General features: G+C 55.6%; 21 protein-coding genes. 5 read left to right on the top strand and 16 right to left on the bottom strand.

The genetic code is table 11. The features are described 5' to 3' along the window. The first annotated feature begins 2 nt into the window (after window positions 1-2). Genes P8935_RS02200 through P8935_RS02185 form a run of 4 tightly spaced genes read left to right on the top strand, consistent with a single transcriptional unit; the run spans window position 3 to window position 3,487 of the window. Complete coding sequence (locus tag P8935_RS02200; protein WP_348263375.1) at window positions 3-467, top strand: DUF2141 domain-containing protein; 465 nt, start codon at window positions 3-5, stop codon at window positions 465-467. Window positions 468-484: 17 nt separating this feature from the next. Continuing rightward, window positions 485-1,570 (top strand): hypothetical protein, encoded by a 1,086-nt coding sequence (locus P8935_RS02195; protein ID WP_348263374.1) that lies wholly within the window; start codon window positions 485-487, stop codon window positions 1,568-1,570. Then, window positions 1,567-2,682 carry a histidine kinase gene (locus tag P8935_RS02190; RefSeq protein WP_348263373.1) on the top strand — a complete coding sequence of 372 codons (1,116 nt, stop codon included), beginning with the start codon at window positions 1,567-1,569 and terminating at the stop codon, window positions 2,680-2,682. The genes P8935_RS02195 and P8935_RS02190 overlap by 4 nt, the downstream gene beginning before the upstream one ends. 1 nt (window position 2,683) lies before the next feature. Then, a complete protein-coding gene (locus tag P8935_RS02185; RefSeq protein ID WP_348263372.1) occupies window positions 2,684-3,487 on the top strand; it encodes a LytTR family DNA-binding domain-containing protein in 804 nt (267 codons plus the stop codon). Window positions 3,488-3,650: 163 nt separating this feature from the next. Here the strand turns inward: P8935_RS02185 and P8935_RS02180 are convergent, their stop codons facing one another. The 15 genes from P8935_RS02180 to purS all read right to left on the bottom strand — a co-directional run bounded on the left by P8935_RS02180 (window position 3,651) and on the right by purS (window position 20,484). Beyond that, window positions 3,651-4,253, bottom strand: a complete 603-nt coding sequence (locus tag P8935_RS02180) for a DUF2846 domain-containing protein (RefSeq protein WP_348263371.1) — start codon at window positions 4,251-4,253, stop codon at window positions 3,651-3,653. A 109-nt stretch (window positions 4,254-4,362) separates the two neighbouring features. Further along, window positions 4,363-5,499 carry an endo-1,4-beta-xylanase gene (locus P8935_RS02175; protein WP_348263370.1) on the bottom strand — a complete coding sequence of 379 codons (1,137 nt, stop codon included), beginning with the start codon at window positions 5,497-5,499 and terminating at the stop codon, window positions 4,363-4,365. Between the two features lie 40 nt (window positions 5,500-5,539). Beyond that, on the bottom strand, window positions 5,540-6,904 hold the full coding sequence (locus tag P8935_RS02170) for an MFS transporter (RefSeq protein WP_348263369.1): 1,365 nt from the start codon (window positions 6,902-6,904) through the stop codon (window positions 5,540-5,542). Between the two features lie 33 nt (window positions 6,905-6,937). Next, on the bottom strand, window positions 6,938-9,265 hold the full coding sequence (locus P8935_RS02165) for a glycoside hydrolase family 3 N-terminal domain-containing protein (protein ID WP_348263368.1): 2,328 nt from the start codon (window positions 9,263-9,265) through the stop codon (window positions 6,938-6,940). A 471-nt stretch (window positions 9,266-9,736) separates the two neighbouring features. Continuing rightward, window positions 9,737-10,612: a hypothetical protein gene (locus P8935_RS02160; RefSeq protein ID WP_348263367.1), complete on the bottom strand. Its 876-nt coding sequence runs from the start codon at window positions 10,610-10,612 to the stop codon at window positions 9,737-9,739. Window positions 10,613-11,289: 677 nt separating this feature from the next. Beyond that, entirely contained in the window at window positions 11,290-11,475 is a 186-nt protein-coding gene (locus P8935_RS02155) for a hypothetical protein (RefSeq protein WP_348263366.1), read from the bottom strand. Between the two features lie 622 nt (window positions 11,476-12,097). After that, complete coding sequence (locus tag P8935_RS02150; protein WP_348263365.1) at window positions 12,098-14,026, bottom strand: hypothetical protein; 1,929 nt, start codon at window positions 14,024-14,026, stop codon at window positions 12,098-12,100. A gap of 168 nt (window positions 14,027-14,194) precedes the next feature. Then, window positions 14,195-14,611, bottom strand: coding sequence for a hypothetical protein (locus tag P8935_RS02145; protein WP_348263364.1), 417 nt, complete (start codon window positions 14,609-14,611; stop codon window positions 14,195-14,197). Continuing rightward, a complete protein-coding gene (locus P8935_RS02140) occupies window positions 14,608-15,369 on the bottom strand; it encodes a class I SAM-dependent methyltransferase (protein ID WP_348263363.1) in 762 nt (253 codons plus the stop codon). Before P8935_RS02140 ends, P8935_RS02145 begins: the two co-directional genes overlap by 4 nt. Further along, window positions 15,366-16,109: a DUF2071 domain-containing protein gene (locus tag P8935_RS02135; RefSeq protein WP_348263362.1), complete on the bottom strand. Its 744-nt coding sequence runs from the start codon at window positions 16,107-16,109 to the stop codon at window positions 15,366-15,368. Before P8935_RS02135 ends, P8935_RS02140 begins: the two co-directional genes overlap by 4 nt. A gap of 10 nt (window positions 16,110-16,119) precedes the next feature. Beyond that, window positions 16,120-17,013 (bottom strand): DUF3419 family protein, encoded by an 894-nt coding sequence (locus tag P8935_RS02130; protein ID WP_348263361.1) that lies wholly within the window; start codon window positions 17,011-17,013, stop codon window positions 16,120-16,122. Continuing rightward, window positions 16,994-17,380, bottom strand: coding sequence for a DoxX-like family protein (locus P8935_RS02125; protein WP_348263360.1), 387 nt, complete (start codon window positions 17,378-17,380; stop codon window positions 16,994-16,996). The genes P8935_RS02130 and P8935_RS02125 overlap by 20 nt, the downstream gene beginning before the upstream one ends. After that, entirely contained in the window at window positions 17,367-18,053 is a 687-nt protein-coding gene (locus P8935_RS02120) for a TetR family transcriptional regulator (protein ID WP_348263359.1), read from the bottom strand. The genes P8935_RS02125 and P8935_RS02120 overlap by 14 nt, the downstream gene beginning before the upstream one ends. Window positions 18,054-18,267: 214 nt before the next feature. Then, complete coding sequence (gene glmS / locus P8935_RS02115; protein WP_348263358.1) at window positions 18,268-20,151, bottom strand: glutamine--fructose-6-phosphate transaminase (isomerizing); 1,884 nt, start codon at window positions 20,149-20,151, stop codon at window positions 18,268-18,270. Between the two features lie 87 nt (window positions 20,152-20,238). Beyond that, a complete protein-coding gene (purS, locus tag P8935_RS02110; RefSeq protein WP_348263357.1) occupies window positions 20,239-20,484 on the bottom strand; it encodes a phosphoribosylformylglycinamidine synthase subunit PurS in 246 nt (81 codons plus the stop codon). 203 nt (window positions 20,485-20,687) lie between these two features. Here purS and P8935_RS02105 point away from each other — a divergent pair, with 203 nt between their 5' ends. After that, entirely contained in the window at window positions 20,688-21,248 is a 561-nt protein-coding gene (locus P8935_RS02105) for an inorganic diphosphatase (protein WP_348263356.1), read from the top strand. Between the two features lie 59 nt (window positions 21,249-21,307). Here the strand turns inward: P8935_RS02105 and P8935_RS02100 are convergent, their stop codons facing one another. Continuing rightward, window positions 21,308-22,633, bottom strand: coding sequence for an APC family permease (locus tag P8935_RS02100; RefSeq protein WP_348263355.1), 1,326 nt, complete (start codon window positions 22,631-22,633; stop codon window positions 21,308-21,310). Window positions 22,634-22,792 lie beyond the last annotated feature (159 nt).

Below are 22,792 nucleotides of genomic sequence, written 5' to 3'. Positions count from 1 at the left end.
AAGTGATCCGAAGTATTCGCAAATTCATTTCGTTCGCATTATTGCCGGTTTTATGCTGTTCGCTGTTTGTCTTGCTGGGTCAGTACTTGTATGCGCAAACGCCGAAAACCGGCAAACTCACCATCAAGGTCACAGGCATCCGTAACGCGGAGGGAAACCTCCGGCTCGCACTTCGCACCGACGAGAACACGATGGTCGATTCCAAAATTGTCGAGATTGATCCGAAGACTCTCACTGCAGAAGCCGTATTCGACAACCTGCCAGAGGGAACTTATGGACTCGCAGTGATTCACGACGAGAACAAAAACGAGAAACTCGACTTCAACGAGATGGGGATGCCTGTCGAGGGTTACGGCCACTCCAACAATCCCTCAAAGCGTCCCGGGCCGCCCAACTTTGACGAAACTAAATTCGCATTCTCCGCACCCGGCACTACCATCGGGATCGCCCTCATTTACTGGCCGTAGAGCCGGAGTCAACGGATATGAACGTTCGAGTGCTCATTTTGGTTCTTGCTTTTGCAGCGGCTTGGTCCTACGTCCAAGCGCAGGACCCGCCGCCAGCCGAAGAGAGTTCCTTGAGCACGCGTTATTCCCTCGCCGTCATCGATGACGCAACTTTCTACAACGGCATGCCTCCATCTCAGCCCGCCATCCTCAACCAGGTCCTCGTCGAGCCTACCTTCGACATCCGCTATCGCAATCGCTACACCTTCTCCACCAGCGTCATCGGCCTTTCCACCACCTACACTGACACTGCGTCGACCTTGCGCGTCAAAGAAACTTATGCAGGACTTTCCGCAGGTGATTTCGATTTCACCCTCGGCCGCAAGATGGTTCGTTGGGGAACTGGCTATGCTTTCACCGCCGCCGGCGTACTCGATCCGCCTCGCGATCCAACCAATCCAACCGATCGCCTCAATGTGAACCAAGGTCGCGACATGATCAAAGCCGATTACGTGAAGGGTCCACACGCTTTCACTCTCGCATGGTCAAGCGCGGCCCTCGCGCCAGCCCGGTCCACAATGCGCGATACCACTGCGTTCCGGTATAACGTTCTGGTGCGAGGATTCGACACATCGTTCATTGCCGGCAACGATCGCGGTGGTGATTCCTTTGGAGGGATTACGTTCACACGCGTCCTCGGTCAAGCTTGGGAATTGCACGGCGAAGCAGTGTGGCGCGAACAGGCTGCTGCGCTGATCGGCGCAAAATGCACGCTGCACTCAGGCGTGACCTTTATCGGAGAGTTCTACACACCGCCCAACACTTCCTTCTTCCGCGACATGTCCGTTTCGCCACTGGCTGGCCGCCAGCACTACGTCTTCTTTAATTCCGGCAAGACGCGCCTGCGCCAGCTTCCCGGCTGGAAGGAGTGGGACGTCTCTGGTTCCATCGTTGCCAATCTCGACGACCACAGCCGGGTCGGCATCTTCGACGTGAGCCGCTGGTTCGGCAATCATTTTTCTTCTTATGTGCATCTGGAAATCCCCACAGGCAGCAAGAGTTCCGACTTCGGAGTAGCACCCTACGACACGGCCACTTCCGCGGGAGTGCGATTTCACCTATGAATTCCGTGCGCAACCCATCCATCGACGCCTCCGGCAAACTATCGAAACAGTCTCTTCGCGCCTTCAAGGCGTTTTGCCGCGATATCTGGATTGTGCCCGCCATCGCGGTGGTTATAGCGATTCTTATACTCGTCATCGAGCACGCGCATCTCTCTCACATCGGTACACGATTCCTGGGATCTTTTATCTACGCGATATTCATTGGCTTTCCTACCGCGCTCTCTCTTAACTGGATCGGTTTTCGATACACTGAGCGCTTTCCCCGGTTCATCTTTGTTATATACATTGTGGTCCTGACCGCCACTGCGACCTGCGGATGTTTGATTGGCGGAGTAGTAATTCAACTTGCCGGCATCATCCCATCCGGGTTTTATTGGCGCGAAGTCCAGTCTGCGTGGCCAACCTGCCTGGTTATCAATCTCGTTTTCGGTCTCAGCATTACGTCCTATGAAACGCTGCGCCACCGTTTGCAGGATGCAACTCTCGAGTTGCGCACCCGACAGGTCGAACAGGAACGCGCTAATAAGCTGCTCGTCGAAGCGCGCCTCTCTTCACTTGAATCGCGTATACATCCACACTTCCTCTTCAACACGCTCAACTCCATTGCCTCACTTATCCCCAGTGACCCACAGCGTGCAGAAGATACGGTTGGCAAACTAGCCTCGCTGCTACGCTTCTCCATCAGCTCCAATCAAACCAGTCTTGTTCCGCTTGCACAGGAACTGAAGATTGTCCGCGCGTACCTCGATATAGAATCCACACGCTTTGGGCAGCGTTTACAGTACGAGATTTCCGTGCCCGATACGCTAGGTGACTTCAAGGTGCCGCCGCTCGCCCTTCAAACCCTGGTTGAAAATAGCGTCAAACACGTCGTCGCCCACCGCGGTCAGCCCTCCTCCATCATCATCAGCGGAGCAAAGCGGGGCAGCGATCTCGAACTCGCGGTCACTGACGACGGGCCAGGATTCTCGCTTGCAGATATCTCCGCCGATCACGGTCTCGGCAACCTTGTCGGCCGCCTCGAACTCCTGTTTGGCCAGGCTGCCCAACTGAACGTGCGTCAAGCCGGCGAAAAGACGACGGTCTCGATCACTATTCCGGCGGAAACATAACATGATGCCAGAGACATCTTCGCTGCACGCATACCTTGTTGACGATGAGCAACTCGCCATCGAACGGTTGCAGCGTCTGCTTATGGCCTTCCCTCAGATTCAGATTGTCGGCACCGCCACCGATCCTGCGACAGCCATTGCCGTGCTCAACGATACTCGTTCGCAGCAAATCGACGTTCTTTTCCTCGACATCCAGATGCCAGGCATCAACGGCTTCGAACTGCTCGCCCGGCTCGCGACCCAGCCCTTCGTCATCTTCACGACGGCCTATGATCAGCACGCTCTCCGCGCCTTCGAGACTAACGCTATCGACTACCTGCTTAAGCCGATTGAACCCGAGCAACTGGAACGTGCTCTGAAAAAACTCGGTCGCATTCGGCCCGTTACCAAGCCAGACTGGCAACAGAATCCAGCCCTGCCGCAGCTGTTGAACGAGTTGACCGCATCCTTGCGGGAAGGCCACGCCAGTTATCCGAGCCGCATCGCTTTCCGCGTTGGGGAACGCATCTCACTTCTCCCGCTTGATGACGTTACGCACTTCATCGCCCACGAAAAGCTCACATTTGCGGTTTCAAATGGACGCCGCCATTGCGTTGATCAAACCATCGCCGACCTGGAACGACGCCTTGATCCTGCAAAGTTTCTCCGTATACACCGATCCGCATTGGTTAACGTGGATTGGATTCACGAAGTCAATTCATGGTTCGCCGGCAAAGTTGTGCTCACACTGAAGGACGCGCAGCATACGGAACTTACTGTTGCGCGCGACCGCGTCCGAAGCCTGAAAGAGCACCTCGGCATCTAGGGCTGCCTGAGAAGTTCGGCTTTTTGGGCCGACCGAGACCGTCCACGAACTGCTCAGACTCCTCTGCATTTACAGAGTCATGATCGCGGGAGATATACAGGCACACTTCCGGTCGGTCGCTGCCATGCTTAATGAAGGAAGCGCCGGCGTTGCTTGAGCAGTATCAATTCGCCGCTGGTTTGTCAGTATCTTTCGTTTCCGGTTTCGGCGCGTCCTTGTCATCAACGGGCTTGGAGAGATGGAGTTTGCTGATCTCTTTCGCTCCAACAGAAGGATCTACTGGCGTCACCTTGATCATCGTAGCCATAGTTCCTGCGGTCCATTTGAAGTAATAGGTTTTTCCTGCCTCCGCCTCAAACCGCGCTCGCTCGTTTTCTTTCTGCCTTGCCTGGTTGAGAGCCGCGCCGACTGACATTGTGATGCTTCCGTAATACATCTTTGGCAACCCGGCGATTACAACAGTGCCCGGCGGGACTTCGATGAATGCGTATTCGCTGTTGAGAAGTTTGGCGAGATGAGTGTCATTGACGAAAAGCTCGTCGTGGGAGGCGGAGCCGGTAAATCTGTACGTGCGGTAGATACAAACGATCGCTTTGCCGGCGGATGGTGCGGGTAGTACGGCAGGAGTCTTGGAATCCTCTGCGACCGAAACCGGCCCTGTGACGAGAAATGCAATCGCACTGAACAAGAGCAGAAGGCTTGCGAGTGCCCCGCCGACTTCCCTGAGGCAAAACACTGCGCTGCCAACGGAAGTAGTCTTACGCATGGGAGCTCTCCTATTTCCAGGTTGGAATTCTGGCCAGCACTATAGCAGGTTGCTGCTGCCACCGCTGTGAGGTAGCCCAGATCGTCAGCCGGGTTCGGAGAGGTTAAACCTATCTTGCTTCGGTGCTCTTTCCTATTCGAACCACTTCATGAAACGCCGGCTTTGGCTGACCGTTGCGGTCGAAGAGGAGCGGATAACTGGTGCGACCCTTAACTGGCCAGTCGTTCCGCCATGAATCCGCATCCGTCACACCCCATAATGTGACCCTGGTGACAACATCACGGTGCTTGAGAAAGACGCCGAATAAGTCCGCATACCGCTTTGCGAGTTCCTGCTGCACAGACTGCGGCAGTCCGCCGGCGTACGGATTGAGTTTCGCGTTCTGTTCAACTTTCAGCGACACGTCGGCGGTCTGCTGTTGTGTAGCGGGAGGCAACACGTCGATATCCAGTTCCGAGACCACTACCTTCACTCCGAGCTTCGCGAAATCGGAGATCGTTACATCCTCGGTCTCAACCGAAGGCCATTGCAGGCCGAGGTGCCCTTGCAGACCCACGGATGTGACCGGGATTCCCTCCGCCTTCAGCTTCGTGATGAGTGCGAGCGCTCCCTTGCGCTTAGTCTCGTTCTCCAGCGAGTAGTCATTATAGGTAAGCTGTGCCTGCGGATCGGCTTCGTGCGCGTACTGAAAGGCCTTCTCGATATAGTCCTCGCCGATAATCTTCAGCCATGGAGACTGTCGCAGGGTCCCGTCTTCGTTTAGCGCTTCGTTGACCACGTCCCAGCTTTGAATGCGTCCCTTGTAGCGGCCAACAACCGTTTGAATGTGATCGTGCATCCGCTTGAGCAGAGTGTCGCGATCGACGAAGTTTCCTTTGTCATCGCGGAAGACCCAGCCTGGAACTTGGCTGTGCCACACCAGACAATGGCCCACGATGAACATGTGGTGCTTCTCGCCGAAGGCCACGTACTTGTCGGGAAGATCGAAGGCGTAGGTGCCCGGTTCAGGGTGAACTCTTTCCCACTTGAGTACGTTCTCGGGCGAGATCGAATCGAACTGTTCGCTGATAATCGCATCGCCGCGGCTATCCTGACCCGTGATCTGAGCATTGTTGATTGCTGCTCCAACCACAAACGCGCCCTTGTAAGCATCTTTCAGCGAAGTAGGGTCCTGTGCCGTTGCCGTTGCCAGCGTGGCAATGAATGCAGCCGAAGCCGCCAGCGCGACTTTTCTTCTCATTGACATAACTTGTCCTTTCCCGGACTTTGGCCGGCTCGATGTTTATCTAGGAGCCGGTGTGTGGAGCAAATGCTTTACGCCGTTCAGACAGCTCGTTGGCGATCTTCTGGTTTCCTTCGCGAGAGATCGGATAGAAAAAGAGGCAGGCGGCTACAGCAAAGAACGCGAGACCAGCGTAAATGCTGGCGGTTAAGAGAATGCCGGATTGCGCATGTGCCGACTGTACGTCTGCTCCTGAGACAAAACCGTAGAACGAAAAGAGCCAGCCGGCAATTGCACCGCCGAGCGCGAGACCTGCCCACAAGGCGAAGACCACGGCCGCGGTAACTGTGCCACTGGCGCGGCGCCCCGTCTTCCATTCACCGTAGTCGGCTACGTCGCCCATCATCGCCCAAATGATCGGGCCCGACAGTCCGTAAGCGAACTGGCGCAGCACTTCCACGGCGATGATTGTCACCGTGGAGCCAGGAGGAATGATGAACAGCGCCATATTAAAGATGCCCGACAACAACATGCTGCCAATGAAGAGCTGACGCTTGCCCACGCGTACAGAGACGGCCGTGGAGCATGCAACGCCGACGAGGAGTGCGGCAAGCCCGAACCCATTGAACCAGGCGAACAAGTCCACATTGCCGGCAACGAATCGGAAATAAGGCAGCATGACGTTGCCGCGTATCACGATGGCCGTGAAATAAAACAAGGTGGCGAGGAACAGCACAACCCAGGGCCGGTTTTTGAAAAGGTCGGAGAGGTCTTGGCCGAGATTGGTCTTCTGCTGCGGATCAGGTTGAATGCGCTCTTTGGTGGCGAAGAAGGCCACGATAAAAAAGATGACGCTCAGCGCTGACAGCAGACCCATGGTGTATTGGTAGCCGCGTGCGTCATCGCCGCGACCGAAGAATCTAACCATCGGGATAGCGAGACTGGCGACAATGAAGCCGGCAGAGTTAGCAGCGATCTGTCGATAGGATGCGATGCTGGTCCGCTCGTCGGGGTCTGCCGTCATGACCGCCGTAAGAGATGCGTAGGGCACATTGTTGACTGTGTAGATCACTCTAAGCAGGATGTAGGTGGTCCACGCATAGGTGATCTTTCCAGCGGGGCTGAAACCGGGTGTGGTGAAGGTGAGGACGCCGATGATGCCGAAGGGCAGCGCCGACCAAAGCAGCCACGGCCGGAACTTGCCCCACTTTGTGCTCGTACGATCTGCGATTACGCCCATGACCGGATTGAGACACGCAACGCTCAGGCCAACGACAAGAAACAGCGTCCCCGCCTGCGCGGCGGTCAGTCCAAAGGTGTGGGTATAAAAGTCCAGTTGCAGCGCCAACATCGCCTGGAAGACAAAGTTAGCTGCCATGTCTCCCAGAGCGTAGCCGGATTTTTCTCCGAAGGAAAGTTTCTCGATCATCACTGCCTCGTCTTTCGCCAGTGTTCCGGCCGACTAACGCGTTACCTGTAAGGTCAACTTCTGGAGATCGGCATCGCGTGAAGAATTGCCGATCATAATTGCGAAATCTCCAGGCTCGACAACGTACTTCATGTTCACGTCGTAGAAGGAAAGCAGGGCCGGCGTGATCTCCAGCGTCACCGCAGTGGTCTCGCCCGGCTCCAGCCAGACCTTTTTGAAGCCTTTGAGTTCCTTCACCGGACGCGTCACCGAACTTACCAGGTCACGGATGTAGAGTTGCACCACTTCCGTACCGGCACGCTTTCCCGTGTTTGTGACGTCCACCGAAACCTGCGTTGTCCCATCCATGCGAATCTTCTTCTTTGTAAGCCGCGGATTTGCGATGTCGAAAGTGGTGTAGCTCAGCCCGTAGCCGAACGCATATAGCGGGGAGACATCGTCGAACAGGTAGCCGCGCCGCGCCGACGGCTTGTAGTTGTAGAAGACTGGGAGGTGGCCAACCGAGCGGGGTACCGAAATCGGTAGCTTGCCGCCAGGGTTGTAGTCGCCAAAGAGCACATCGGCTACTGCGTGTCCGGTCTCCTGGCCGAGATACCAGCATTCGTAAATCACAGGGACATTCTCAGCAACATAGTTGATGGAGAGCGGCCTGCCGTTAAACAGAAAGACGATCACGGGCTTGCCCAGCGCGAGCATCGCTTTGACCAGTTCTTCCTGGCGTCCAATCAAGTCCAGGCTGGTGCGATCACCCATATGATTCAGGCCCCATGCCTCGCGGGAGGTCTGCTCGTTTCCGCCAATTGCCAGAACGATGACATCGGCCTTCTTCGCCACCCGCACGGCTTCCGCAATTGACTTGCGGTCCTCTTCCGGATCACTGGGCACGACGGCATCCTGATTCCACGAACCGCCGATAGTGATCTTGCATCCCTCGCTGTAGAGAACTTTTACCTTCTTTCCGACTTTGGCCTTAATGCCATCGAGCACCGTGACATTGTGCTTCGGCACGCCGCTGTATCCGCCCAACAGGCCGCGGTCCGCATTGGGTCCGATCACGGCGATGGTCTTGATCTTATTCAAATCGAGAGGTGCGAGATTGTTTTCATTTTTGAGGAGCGTAATCGCTTCGTGCGCCGCCGTCAGTGCCAGGGCGCGATGCTCATCGCATCCGACTACGCGATCTGCTTCTTCCGGGTCGACATAAGGATCGTCGAACAATCCCATCTCGAACTTCCAGAAAAGCATCGGCGCAACCAGATCGTCGAGTTGCGACTCCTTCAGCACACCCTTCTTTACCAGTTCCACCAGATGGAGGTAGCAATCTGGATCGGGCAGCTCGATATTCACTCCAGCCTGGACAGCGACTGCGCATGATTCCTTCTTGTCTTTAGCGACGTTGTGGCCGTGCGTGTCCGGACGGTAACCCAGTTCCCATATAGCGTAATAATCCGACACGACAAAGCCCTTGAAGCCCCACTGCTTGCGAAGCAGATCCTGCAACAGCCACTTGTTGGCATGCGACGGCACGCCATCGATCTCGTTATACGAGGCCATCAGTGTCACGGCGCCTGCTTCGCGCAGAGCTTCCTTGAAGGTGTAAAGAAAGGTCTCCTGCAGAACCCGCAGCGAGACATTCGAAGGGGCGCAGTTCATGCCTGACTCCGGCTGTCCGTGTCCTACAAAATGTTTCAGCGTAGCCAGCACATGCTGCTTGTCGCGGAAGTTTTTCTCTCCCTGGAAACCACGCACTGCGGCGATTCCCAATCGCGAAACCAGATAGGGATCCTCGCCGTAGGTCTCCTCGACGCGCCCCCACCGCGGCTCGCGAGCCACATCGACCACCGGAGTCAGTGCATGATGCGCACCGCGCAGGCGAGCTTCCAGAGCCGTCATCGTGAACAACGACTCCACCAGCCCGGGATTGAATGTGGCTCCCAAGGCAATAGGCTGCGGAAAACTAGTTCCACCCGGAGCCGCATGCCCATGGAGGCACTCCTCATGGAACATCACCGGAATGCCGAGACGGCTATTCTCAAGGAAGAATTTCTGAATGGCATTCGTCAGCACGGCCATGCTGCGAGCATCTTTGCCGCCGCCGGCGTCGCTTGGCCGGCCCACTTGTCCGAGGCCGCGGCCATTACGAAAGGACTTTTTCGCCTTCTGGAAATCGAAGTCTCCTGCCGCATCCAGCATCGTTGCGGCTTTCGACTGCCATACGCACAGCATCTGTGCGGCTTTTTCTTCCAGAGTCATCCGCGAAATCAGATCCTTCACACGCCGGGTAGAGGGAATCGCGGCGTCTTTATAGAGGGGAGAAGTTTTGCGGGCGGTTACGGCAACGGCGGACTTCTGCTTTTTCATGCGATTTTCCTTCGGTTTCGTGATCGCGATAGACGGTAATTGGTAAGAATGGAAAGCCGAGCGCCTGGCGCGGGCTTTCGAGACTGAAAAATGGCACTAAGAGTCATTCCGAACCAATCAGTCAATGGTTCGGGCTGGAGCCGCACCGGGCCAACTGAGGTGGAGCTGGCTTTGCAGGGAATTGGATCGACGCAGACAGGCGAACCGCACGGGCAAAATCCTGCCTTGCGGTCGGCAAAAACGGCGAACAATCGGTGCGAAGAGCCCACGTGCAAGACTCCGGGACGAAAAGAAGCTGTTCGTCGAAGGTGTGGGACCCTTCAATAAAGGCTGCTCTTCGGCCCAAATCAATCTAGTTGTTCAACGTGGAAAGAGCAATAGAAAAATCGATTTTCTTCAAGGTATATTCGAATAACTGGTTCATGCAACGGGAAGGGCGGCTTAAACCTGAACAGACCGGACAGGTTCTCCTCACAACCCGATACCTCCGACAGGCTCACACACCGGCTGACAACCTAAATATCGTTGGGGATCTTCCACGATACGCCGCAGGGTCTGAAGGGATTCCAGGCAGTAGAAGCCGTCGTTTATCCGCTCGTCGAAAGTCCACTGTATTGGTAAAACTTCGCGGACGGCGGTCCTGCCTGACCGGTCTGCCTGGAGGCGTCTTTGCGGCTTGCCAACCACCCCAAACAGGCTGCAGGTTCCGTGTTCATAGAGATGATGGAAGGCGTTATCGATATGAATGGAGCCAAGATTGGCGAGAAACATGCTCGAATACATCGGATCGGGATCGATTAACGACGCTGGGAGAAGGTTGAAGCGATCAAGGACGTTCCCTGCTGCAACAACGAGTCGGAGTATCGGCATGGGTAGCCGCGTAAGAAACCGGACTTCCCGCTCGATGGGGCTTAGTTGGCCCGAGCGTCCTTGCATAATCGCTTCAGAGATCATATCCACACATTTCTCAAACGAAAGCTCTTCGGGAAACGCGAGCTTTGCAGTGGTTATCGGTGCGTCTTCCTCAAAGCGCGTTTTGACCGCAAAAGAGAGAAAAACACCGCGGCGTTGATAGATATGGCCATTAGCGACAAACCGGTTGAGACCGCGCCGTGCATGAAACATTCGCGCGCTGGCGTAGAGAACAAGATGGAAGAATGTGACGCGAGGCCGATCGCCGCGGCTTCGGTTATAGTTTTGCAGCCAGATGCGTGTGCGTCCGATGTCCCACCGGGTCGTGTGATAGACAATCGAGTCGTTTCGGCCCGGCATGACGAGAGGCATCATACGGCGAATTGGATCGAGGTTTGTTACAAGATCGCCATCGCACCTGTGGAACAGGGGCATGCTCTTCTCCTCAATTCGTTCCGTCCGGACACGACAACGTTCGCGAAGCACGAGTTGAATTCACCGCACACTGTCTGCCATTCGAAAAGTGGTGAAATCATAGCTGATTTTTGTATCAATTGCAGTGAATCTGAACAGGCTTGGAGCAGGGGCCGGTTGAGTGCAACGATCGGTATCACGAATGAAAATTCAGCCGGTTGCTACAATCGCCGGGTATGTGTACGATTCGCGAGAAGATATCTCTAGCTGTGCCACTGACGCTCGGAATCCTGATTTTTTACTTCGGTACGCTACACTCTTCGTTCTTTAATGCCACTCCGATTCCAGACACGGTTATAGATCGCGCGATTCCATTCATTCCCGTATTTGTGGTGCCGTACTTCTCCTACTATTTACTGTTGCTGACGCCGCTCTTTGTCATTCACGAATCACAGGAGCTTAGGAATACAGCGTTCGGATACGCGCTTATAGTCTTCACGTCCTGCGTCGCATTCTTCTTTTGGCCGACAGCAATCTCGACTTCATACACTGATCCTCTAATCCGGGGCCTTCTATCGATCGATCGACCCCGCAACGCCTGCCCATCCCTCCACGCGTCTCTCTCGCTTTTCTGCGCGCTTTGCACACAGAGGAATCTCAAATCATCGATTACGCGATATGGACTTTGGATATGGATGCTACTGGTTATTGCAGCGACGCTGTTTACCAAGCGTCATGCCGTGGTCGACGTCGCCGCAGGAGTTGTATTTGGTGGGATTGTGTACCGCCTGATCTTCGATCCGATTCATCAGGACGCGGGTGGCCCCAAAATAAGTGTCGAAGACCCACAACGCCGAGATCGTCCATTCGTAGATTCGAGCCAAAATATTGAATCTCTCAGACAATGCGATTCCCGCAAGTGTTTGCTGGAATTCGCTATATTTGTCACCCTGGCTGCGACAGGCGCGTCAATCAACATCTGGGCGATCGCTCATTCAAGCTTCATGGCGTTGGCTATCGGAGTCCTTACAACTACAGGCTCTCTCTACTCTCTTCTCCACTTGCTGCACGAAGGATTGCAAAGGCAGCTGGTTCCAAATTGCCTTTGGAATCGGATCAGCATGGTCCTATCGGGTTTCATTTTTTTGATTTCGTTTTCAGCATTTCGAGTTCAGCATCTTCGGCGACTGCGATCGTCTGGGGGGCATCGCGATAACTTCGTCCGGCGCATCTGGGAGTTGTTGCTCATCCCGATCCTGATTCCTGTGTCGGCTCTTAGATTTGGTTCTGCAACTCAACGGAAGATCGTTTGCTCGGAATACGCGCTTCTTTTTCTCGTGTGCAGTGTTCTCCTGCGTACTTTTTCGATGCAAGCATTAGTCGTGGTTTGGATACTTCCGGTGGTCTTCGCTGGGAGTTTCTGGATACTCATCCGGACAACGCAATAAAAGATTCAGCTCCATTGCGGCGGAGGCCAACGCTCCGTGCAGCATTTTCACGGCAACGTCAATGCAACGGCACTGGGAAGAGGTTCACCTTCGCATCCGCGATCACCGCTAGCTGGGCTCCGTCCGGTGACAGCGCATAGCCGCCGTGGCTTGGAGGCGGAGATTGCAACCGCACCGTCGTTAGCCGCCGCCCGTCGTTGGATTGAAAGATTCGGACCTCCTCATAGTCGAGATCCGATCCTTGAAAGTGATTTCCACGCATCATCACCTGAGTGGCGTGCAGGCTCTTAAGCGCAAAGTTGCGCTCGTTCCCCTGCGCCGATTGGCCCGCCTCCTGCGGGTCTGGCCGACCTCGCAGAACGACCTTGCCGTTTGGCCGCAGTACGCGATACTCATGCGCCCCAGTGCTTAGCTCGCACGTCGATACCAGAAGCAAATCCGGCGCAAAGCTCGACATTTCTGGAATGCATGCCGATGAAAATTGCGTCACGGTTGTCGACTCTCCGTTCCAGCGTGCCAAGGCCACGCGATACTGCCTGTTCGACTTTGCCAGCAATTGCACCTGCCCTTCATTCAGCAGAGCCGGTGGAATAATTCTGGAAGATGTAGTAGCCTGCGCAATCGTTTCGAAATTTTTATCGAGCACGCGAATCTCCACATTCTCCGGCGGCTCCGTGTTCAGACTTTCGCGCAGGCTCGCATGCTGCTCCGGCGTGTGCGTCTCTCGAGCAATAGCAATCGCCATCAGTTCCCCATTCGGTGATAGCCGCACAAACTTCAGCGGACCGTCTAGCGGAATCTGCCGCTCGATCTGCATTCCCACGCCATAGATTCGAAGTTCGTTGCCCACGTGAACCAGGACACGTCCACCCGCAAGTTGCCAAAGGAACTCGCCCGAATCGGGAAGAAACCAGTCGGCGACGCTGAGGATCTTGCTTGTCGCTGGTTCGATCACAATTGCGTGAATCCTTCGGAGTGCCGTACCGGTTGAGGTTTGCCCTGCGCGATCAATGAGCCTGTGCGGATTGAAAGCGATGAGAAGTTGTTGCGGTCCCAGCCATCCCAGCGCTTCATCGTCATCCAGGTCTCCCAATTGCTGTTGTGGCCGCGGCGCGTAACCCAATTCGCGAATTCCGATGGATTTCGACGGAGTACCGTGTGTCTCGCGGTCGCTGGACGGCAAATCTACGGCGCAAACCGGCGGCTCGCACGGCTGAAACTCAACCGGTGCAGGTAGCGGAGGCGCTTTGAGTGAAATAGTGTCATCCCCTGCAGGAACGGGCCCTGGCAGATTGCCAACTGAAGGTCTCTCAAGCGGTCGTGTCCCGCCGGTCTCGTGTCCTTTCGGGAAGGCGACGCTCTCTGGTACCAGCAGCAGCAGCGATTCTTTTTCCAGATGCACATCCCGTTTCGTCGATTTCAGCAGCGAACTCCGTTCCGGCCCTCCGCCAATTTCCAGCGTCACGCCGTCGACTCCCAGCACGTCACCGGCCTTAAGCGGCAGCTGATTCCTCGACCGCTGATTCAGCGCCATCATCGTCATCCCATCCATGCTGAAGCCGTTCGTGCCGATTCTCGGGTTAGCTAACTGCACCACGCTCGGGTATTGGGAATCCGCAATCTTGTCTAAACCGGCTTCCCATTCAACGGCTACCAAAACCAAATTCAGAGTGGCTTTGCTTCCAACACACCGCATATTTGGAAACGAGATGGCCAGTTGGGATTCCTTTTGGTCTTTTCCGCGCCAAGTCGCCAACTCAACTCTCCCTTGAAGGACCTGGCCGTCAAAAAAATAGCAACCCTGCTCCTCCCAGGCCGCTTTGACCTTCACATAGACAGGTGAACCATGATGATAGGAGTGGACGTCCATGTAAGAAAGAACTTCGGCGGCCACGGGGCGATGAACCCCGGCATCCGAAGTCTCTGCAAAGCTCGCAATTCCTGCGAACGCTCCGACAAAAAACGCAATGATCAATTTTGAAGTCAATCGTTCCGCCAGCCTGGACCGCATTCCATGGGTTGACACATCGACAAGAGCATTCAGGGGAAGTTTCTTCAGCGAAATCTCGTTCGCCTGCTGTGCTAACCAATATACCCCGTTCCCACCTTTTTGCCTGAGGTCAGCCTTCTGCGGCTCCCGGCCTTTGCCAGCCGATCATGCGCCGCAGACCTTGATAAATGCGAGACTGTAGATCGCCGTAACGTAGCACCACAACAATGAAAATGCGACATGCATGCAGGTACGATAGCGGTCACCGCGCCAGATAGCGCCATCGTATACCAAGAACTGCGTCAGTAATCGGCAACACCAGAAAAACGCCATGCCTGCCAGGATTGCGCGGTTCAACGGTGCATGGCCGAGCAATTGATTGGGAAAGGCCAGCGAGACCGCTCCTCCGAGAACCACTCCCAATGCGATGAAGTACGTATGGACGTAGAAGATTTGGCGTGTAAGCAGGGATACTTTCGCCAGTTCATTTCGCCAACCGAAGTAGCGATTCATAAACACGTGGCTCAGTCCTAGTAACACCAGGAGAAAGCCTACGATTTGAAGATGGATATGGAGAGTCATTCGGTTCTCCTTAGGTTGTAGACATGTACGAAGGGCGTGATAGAGCGTTCCGTATGTAAGAACAGTGCGGCACCGAGGGCCGCGAGTCGCCATGTCTGCTCCGAGAAGAAATGAAAGACACCGGGACCAAAGGCAAGAAAGTTCCAGAGGTCGCGCGAGTGCTCCACCAGGATGATATTTCCGCCGGGAGTCAAGATTCGAGCAATTTCTGTAAAGAGAACAACGCGTTCATGGTGGTGACGCAACTCGTGAGCAGAGAAAATCAAAAAAGCGGCGTCGACAGAGCTCGTCTCGATAGGAAGTGCATTGTAACGTGCAGCTGTCGCTTTGCTTGAGCTGGGCTTCAGTTGGCGCGCAATCGCAATTGAGGGTTCCGTCATGACCTCTGCATCGTAGATATCGACTGCCTCGGATTCCGCGTGGGGGAATTTCGCTGCCAGCAATTCGCTTGTTTCATCAAAGCCGCTATGGACGTTGATCCATTTAAGCGGAGCGACAGGGAGAAAATCGTCAATCCAGTTGAATTTGTACAACTCGGAGCGGTCGTATACGTAGTGCGAAGTGATCAGTGACGCTGCCAGCCAGAAGAGTGGCGGGAAAGCGCAAGCCATCACCATGAATCGCACGGGCCCGGAAAGAAATGAAGATCCGACCAGTACTGTACCGATCCCAAGGATGGCGATAATGAAGGATCGCAGATTGAACTGCACAATCTGAATGACTCCTTGGTAGGAGGTTCGTGCGCGGACGCTCTTCATGAGAGCCTCCTGCCGCGCTGCCATTGATAGGGAACATTCTGGACATGAAATACATTCGCAAGGATCGGCTGGGCTTCGCGGAACGGCTGCTGTTCAAGAAAAGTATTGCGACGCACGTCCACCGAGACCGGTTCCGGATTCCAGTCTTGTCGCGATGCACAGATACCGATGATCGAGTTTGTTTCTTCCTCGTAATCGAAGGTATAGGGCAGGGGACCAGCGAAGCGACGCGCTTCGGAATATGTTCGGAATGGAGAATTGGCTGGCAGTGAGGCTTGCTTGGATTCAAGGCACACCCGCAACTCGAGGTCGGCCTCGGCGTGGGACGTGTGAATTGTCCAATGAAGCTCGTCGCGCCTCTCTTCCAGGTTCGCTTCGCACAGGTGATAGTTGTAGTGTGTCAGCCGATTGCCGCAGCGGACCATCCACGCACGGTCGGTGTCACTGCGCAGGATCATAAGGCCCCGCTTCGACTGAGCGCCCGAGGCAAGACGCGTAAAGATGCGGTATCCACTGAGGAAGAAGTTGCGTCCCACCGCGGCAGGAAGAAAACTGGGACGCAGATTCTCTGTTTGCACCAGGGCAATGGCGAGAAAGGCGAAGCCCCGCCACGTATCAAGCACCAGCGCTGCGGGGAGCAATGGTTCGAGAACCTCCGGTGAGAACGCGTAAGTCAACACCAAAGAGTGACGAAAGAACGCCGAAATCGGAATTGGATGACGTTTCAACAGGTGGAGCATAGCGCCTCTCTCAAATGTTTTTTACTTCGACGACACCCCACAGTAGTGACCGGTCCTCATCTGCGCGGTTGCATATGGTGTTCGCTTTGGGCTCAGAGAACGAGCGACTAACTACAATCGCGTCCGGAGCCGCGGCATGAGTTATTGCCAAATGCAGTCTTTCTAGATAAGAGGGGTCAGCTCCATCTCCAATATTCGACAAAGTAAATGCGTCGAATTGCGAACTCGGACAGCTTTCGAGGAATTCAGCCGCATCGGCACAGATAAAACGGATGGGAGATAACGGAGCCCCGGGCTCGACGAGCGGGGTTCCCAACAGCAGGCAAGAAGCGTAAGGATTGCTGCGGTTTGAATGATGAGCCCACCCCGACCGGAGGCGCTGGCGAAGGCACAACCCAAAATCTATCGGTACGGCGTCAATGAATGGATCAGCATAGAACAGCCGCAGAAATTGCGGAGCCAACGAAGTATCAACAAGCGCACGCAGAATTGCCGTCTCGAGCTCGGTGTCCCAGTAGGCAAGTTGTTGCGCTGTATCCGACAGGTTGAGAAAATCTTTAAGCTTCGCGCGTGTCCAACCGCCCATGCGTGCGAGCCAGCGGCCGAGCGCCATCATCACGTCAGCTCTGCCTTTCTGCGGGGGTGCACCGGCTGCGCGCGAACTCGCATAGGAAAGTTGTAGTGGATTGATGTCTACGGCGGTCACATGGTGCCCTGCGGCTGCCAGTGCGCGAGCCGTGCACCCTGCACTGGCTATACAAAGGACGCGGCTTTGCGATTTGAATGCACCTAGCTCAATGCCTGGATCTTCATACATCTGACCAAACATCACGCCGTTGCGCTGAGCACGGAAGGGTCCGCGTCGCCAGGGTGTAGAAACTCTCTCAGGCATGAGCTGGAGCATGGCTTTTCTCCGCTAAAACCCAGATGAGGAGCAGAAAGGCGAAGTTCTGGAAGACCATTCCAAAGGGATCTGAAATAAGACGCCACGCCCAGATCACCCCACCGACGTTCATGGTGATCAGCGACACTGTTTGCACAACCGCGGCCTGTCGCATGCAACGTCCTGACAAAACCCAGGCAGCTATGCAAGACTCGCAGATGCCGAGCGCAATTAGAACGATTCGGGCGGTCTCAGGACCGAAGAAGGGCACATTGGAGATTACAGCTAAATGCGCCGCAGAACCTCCACACACCTTGCACCAGAGACCCTGATACAGCCAGACCAATGCGATGGAGAGACGAATGAGCTTGGGATCAAGCATGGTCATACTCGCCTTCTGCCAGGGCGATAAGCTCCACGATCTTTGTCCGCAATGGCTTGAGAAGAGCGATGCGCGCCAGGCTTAAACCGCTCACGATCAGGGAAAGGCTGGCAGTGACTAACTTCTGCGTTCGCTGTTGTTGCGGCGAGCGATCGTAAATCCAGTAAAGGATCAGTCCCATCTGATAAAGCCACAGCATCTTTGGCAGATGGGGCGCTAGATCGTTCGACACCTTGAGGCTGCCGGATTTGGAGGAGATCGCGCGTGCGAAGTATGCCTGATCGCGTTCACGGATCGATCGAGTAGCATCGCTGAATGGTGAAAGACGATTTTGCGGATCGGCGGCATGCCGAAATAGAGCCCCAAGGAAGGCGCGATTGGGCCGGAAGTACTCGAACTTGACCTCCATGATGGCTGCAACCCGCTTTTCAAAGCTGTCTGAACCGGCCAGCGCATCTTCCATTCGCGGAATCATTGCCTCGATGGCGCGCTCATAAAACGCCATCACCAGATCTTCCTTCGCTTCAAAGTAGTAATATGCCGATCCGAGCGAGACTCCCGCTTCAGCGGCAATGCCACGCATCGTGGTTGACTCGAATCCCTGGCGGCGAAACATATCAAGTGCCACGTCGAGGATTCGGGTGCGGGTGACCTCGGCTTTACTCACGGAAATCGTCATCTGCCCTCTTTTGAACGTGTTCAAAAATAGAATGCCGCAAGTCGATGACCAAGTCAAGATATTTCTGAACAAGTTCAAAAATATCTTATATTGATCAATTTGAGGTGTTTACCGGCGTCCACGATCTCGCCGTCTCAACGCCAAGACCGGCGGTTTTGTTGGCGAAATTGCCTTCAAGTTCACGCACACACGAGACGAAGCATGCCTCGGTCGCTTATTCGACAGTGACCGACTTAGCGAGGTTACGGGGCTGGTCCACGTCGCAGCCCCGGCGGACGGCGATGTAGTAGGCAAGCAATTGCAGGGGGACGATCTCAATCAGTGGAGAAAGTAGCTCGAACACAGGAGGAACAAGGATTACGTGTTCGACGAGACCGGCAAGTGTGGTATCGCCTTCGGTGGCGATGGCGATGACGCGGCCCGAGCGCGCGGTAACTTCCTGGATGTTGGAGAGTGTTTTCTCGTAGCGAAGCTTTGATGCAGGATCAGCTTCATCGCGGGTGGCTAGCACTACAACGGGAAGTGTCTCGTCGATGAGGGCGTTGGGGCCGTGTTTCATTTCACCCGCTGGATAGCCCTCGGCGTGGATGTAGGAGATTTCCTTGAGCTTGAGCGCGCCTTCGAGCGCGATCGGGAAATGGATTCCCCGGCCGAGGTAAAGAAAGTCCCGCGCGTTGGAAAAGCTAGCGGCCAGGTGCTCGCACTGGGGGGAACTGGACTTTAGGACTTCTTCGATCTTGGCCGGAACACGGCTCAGCTCTTCGATGAGTTGAACTGAGCGTTCTTTGTTGAGTCGACCGCGGAGCTGGCCTAGCTTCACCGCGAGCAGGAAGAGGGCGGTGAGTTGCGCGGTGAATGCTTTTGTGGAGGCGACGCCGATTTCGGGGCCGGCATGTGTGTAGATCGCACCGTGAGCTTCGCGGGCAACCATGGATCCGACCACGTTGCAGATGGCGACCGTCTTCGAGCCAAGGCTAATCATCTCGCGCTGGGCGGCAAGAGTGTCGGCGGTCTCACCGGATTGGGTGATGAGGAGGCCGAGGGCGTTGCGATCGGGAATCGGATTGCGGTAGCGGTATTCGCTGGCGTAGTCCACGTCTACGGGCATACGCGCGAGACGTTCGATCATGTACTTGCCGGCAAGCGCGGAATGCCAGCTCGTCCCGCAGGCGGCGATGTTGATACTGGAGGCGCCCGCGAGTTCATCATCTTCGATATCCATTTCGCCGAGGAAGATGCTGCCGGAATCCAGGGAGACGCGACCGAGGGTGGTGTCGCGAATGGCGCGCGGCTGCTCCCAGATTTCCTTGAGCATGAAGTGCTTGTAGCCGCCCTTTTCCGCCTGGATGGGATCCCACTGGATGCGCTGCAGTTCGCGCTCGATGGGCTTGCCGTTAAAGTCGGTAAGTTTGACGCCGTCGAGAGTAAGGATAGCCATGTCGCCGTCGGCGAGGAAATAAATGTTGCGGGTGTGGTGCAGAATGCCAGGGACGTCGGAGGCTACAAAGTATTCGCCTTCACCCACCCCGATGACGACCGGAGGTCCAGAACGGGCAGCGATGATTTTGTCCGGTTCCGCAGAGGAGAGAATACCGAGAGCGAAGGCTCCCGTAAGACGTTTGACGGCGCGGCGGACGGCATCTTCAAGAAGGATGGGAGTGCCGGCGGCTGCGGCTTCGTTCTGAATCTGCTCGATGAGGTGAGCGATAATTTCGGTGTCAGTTTCAGTTACGAACTTGTGCCCTTGTGCGGTGAGTTCGCGTTTGAGATCGAGGTAATTTTCAACAATGCCGTTGTGAACCACGACAATGCGGCCAGAGCAGTCGCGATGCGGGTGGGCATTCTCCTCGGTCGGTCGTCCGTGAGTGGCCCAGCGGGTGTGGCCGATGCCGAAGGTGCCATCGAGGGGATGCTCGCGCAGGACTTCTTCCAGGTTGCCTAGCTTGCCGGGAGCGCGGCAGACTTCGAGCAGCGCGGTGTTGGGGCTTCCGACAGCGATTCCGGCTGAGTCGTAGCCTCGATATTCGAGGCGGCGCAGGCCTTCGATGATGACGGGGACAACCTTCTTACGGCCGACGTAACCGACGATTCCGCACATGGGTTGATTTTATGCGAGAGAGCCGAAAAGACGTGGTCACAGTCTGGGGGACTGATCTTCAGTGACAAGGTGTTTCGCCGAGGGCGATTATTCCTCTATGCGGTATGTGAACTCTTCGATCACTGGGTTGGTCAGAACTTCGCGGGCGATGCGCTCTACCTGGGTGCGGGCAGCCTGCGGCTCGAGGCCATCTGCAAGTGATAAAGCAAAATACTTGCCCTGCCGGACGGCGGCAACCTCGTTGAATCCAATCTTGCGCAGTGCGTTGTGGATGGTTTGGCCCTGAGGATCGAGGACCGATGTCTTTAACGTAACGTAGACATGCGCCTTCATTATCCGCGATTATAGTAGTTCAGGCGGATGGCTGGTAAGGGTCTCCGTGAGCCTGGTGTGAGAGAACTTCGAAAGATCACCGGCGGTCTTTTCCCGAGCAGGCGCAATCAACTTTCTATGACGCATCCGGCGATGTGCATCTAAAAATGAGAGTCCGGCACTCTTCCGCGCACCGGACATAACCCGAGAGGAAGTAAAAAAGAATGATTAATTATTTGGAGCTGCCGATTGGCGATCGTTCGCCCGAGGTGTTTCGAGCGGTGATCGAGATCCCCAAAGACGGAACCAACAAGTTTGAATATGACAAGGAATTGCACGTCTTCAAGTTGGACCGCAACCTGCACTCGCCCGTTCACTATCCCGGAGACTATGGGTTCATACCCTCGACCCTGAGCGATGACGGCGATCCACTGGATGTGCTTGTACTGGTGCCGGGACCAAGTTTTCCTGGGTGCGTCCAGGAAGTGAGGCCAATCGGTCTGCTGGAGATGATGGACCAGGGCGTATTGGATGAGAAGGTATTGGCGGTAGGAAAGAACAATCCGCGTTATACAAATGTCTGGAATTACACGGATATTTACCCACACATGCTGAAAGAGATTACGCACTTTTTCTCGATATATAAGGATCTGGAAGGCAAGCGGGTAGAGATCAAGGGCTGGCATGATGCGGCGTATGCGCGCGATCGCGTGGTAAGGGCGACGAAACTGTTCCAGGATGGAAAGCCCAAGCCGATCGCGATGAAGCAAAGGGTTGCGAAGTAAGCCGGTTTTGCTGAACATGGAAATTGAGGGCCGCGCCGCCGATGCGCGGCCTTTGCTTTTTAGTCAGTGGCGGAGGCAGCGGCAAGGCGTCGTCGCACCAGGCGGGAGGCGGCAAGCCAGTACGCAATGGGGCCGAGCAATCCAACCGTGACTGCCAGGACGAGTGAAGAGACTGTACTGTGCCCGACAGATATCTCTTCCGCGCGGGATGCGTAGAGCGCATAGCCGATGAGAGCAGCCGGGCCGATTCCCAGTGAAAAGGCGAACGCCAGATTACCGGCTTTGAAGGGGCGAGCAAGTTCCGGTTCGCGAACACGCAGCACAACGAGAGCCACAAACTCCAGCAGCAAGCTTGACCCGTAGAGAATGAGATCGATCGAGATGAGCCGCTCAAACTTGAGATTCAGCGCAAGGGCCCATGCCAGTCCGCAGAGAAGAACGCTCACCCAGGGAACGTTGCGGCTGTTGCGTTTGGCCACAAAGCGCGGAAGCATGCCGTCTTCTGCCATGGCCATCGGCAGGCGCGTATAGCTCATCATCAGGGCGTTAAACATTCCGATTCCGCAGATGGCGCCACCGGCGACAACGGCCAGGCCGAGAAGCGGGCCTCCGATTGCTCTGGCCGCTGACATCCAATCGCCGGTTGAGAAACTGTCGACCGACAGGCCCGCCAATGCCATGGCCAGAAGCGGCAGGATGTAGGTTACGGCTGCAAGAATGGCGGCGAAAATCATCGCCCGCGGATAATTTCGCTGCGGATTCTCTACCTCCTGGGCAACGGTTGAAGCGTTGTCCCAGCCCATGTAGTTCCACATCGCCACAAGCACAGCGGTTGAAAGCGCGGCTTGAGAGCCACTGTGCCCCCAATGCACGGTGGGATGGAGCGTAAATCCGCGCCACAGTCCAAGGGCGAGAAAGACGGCAAATGGAGCGAGCAGGAGGGCGAATAAGCCAATCGAACCTTCCCCGACGGCGGGCGCGCCACGAAGGTTCCACGAGCAACAGAAGACCACCACTGCCAGCGACCACGCATAACCGTGCCAGCCGGATGTCAGCCCCGGGTTGAATTTACCAAGATAGAGAACAAAGATCGCTGGATAGATGGCCATGTCAAAGACACTGGCCGAAAGCGAGAGCCAGCCTTCCTGAAATCCCCAGAACGACCCAAGAGCACGGCGTACCCAAACGTAAAAACCACCTTCAGCCGGGAGAGCGCTCGCGAGTTCTCCGATCATGAGAGCTGTGGGCAGCGACCAGAGGATCGGCAGCAGCAGCAGGATCACGATAGCGCGCGCAAATCCTGCGCCGCCGAGAATGTCCTCAATGCCGTATGGTCCTCCCGACACCATGAAGTAAGTGGCGGCGACGAGCGGCAGCAAGCGCATCTTGCGCCGTGCGGGTTGGAGAGCGAGCGGCATTGATGTGAATGTAACAAAAGTGAAGCCTGGGTGAGCAGGAGTGGAGAAAATATTGAATTGCGATCAAGCGTACGCCTTGCGTTACTTCCGCAAGAAGCACCTCGACGGTTATCTGCAGGCCAGATG

This window comes from Telmatobacter sp. DSM 110680, assembly GCF_039994875.1.
Classification (GTDB): domain Bacteria; phylum Acidobacteriota; class Terriglobia; order Terriglobales; family Acidobacteriaceae; genus Telmatobacter.
The sequence above is the reverse complement of the archived record's forward strand: the minus strand, read 5'-3'. Positions and strand labels throughout refer to the sequence as shown.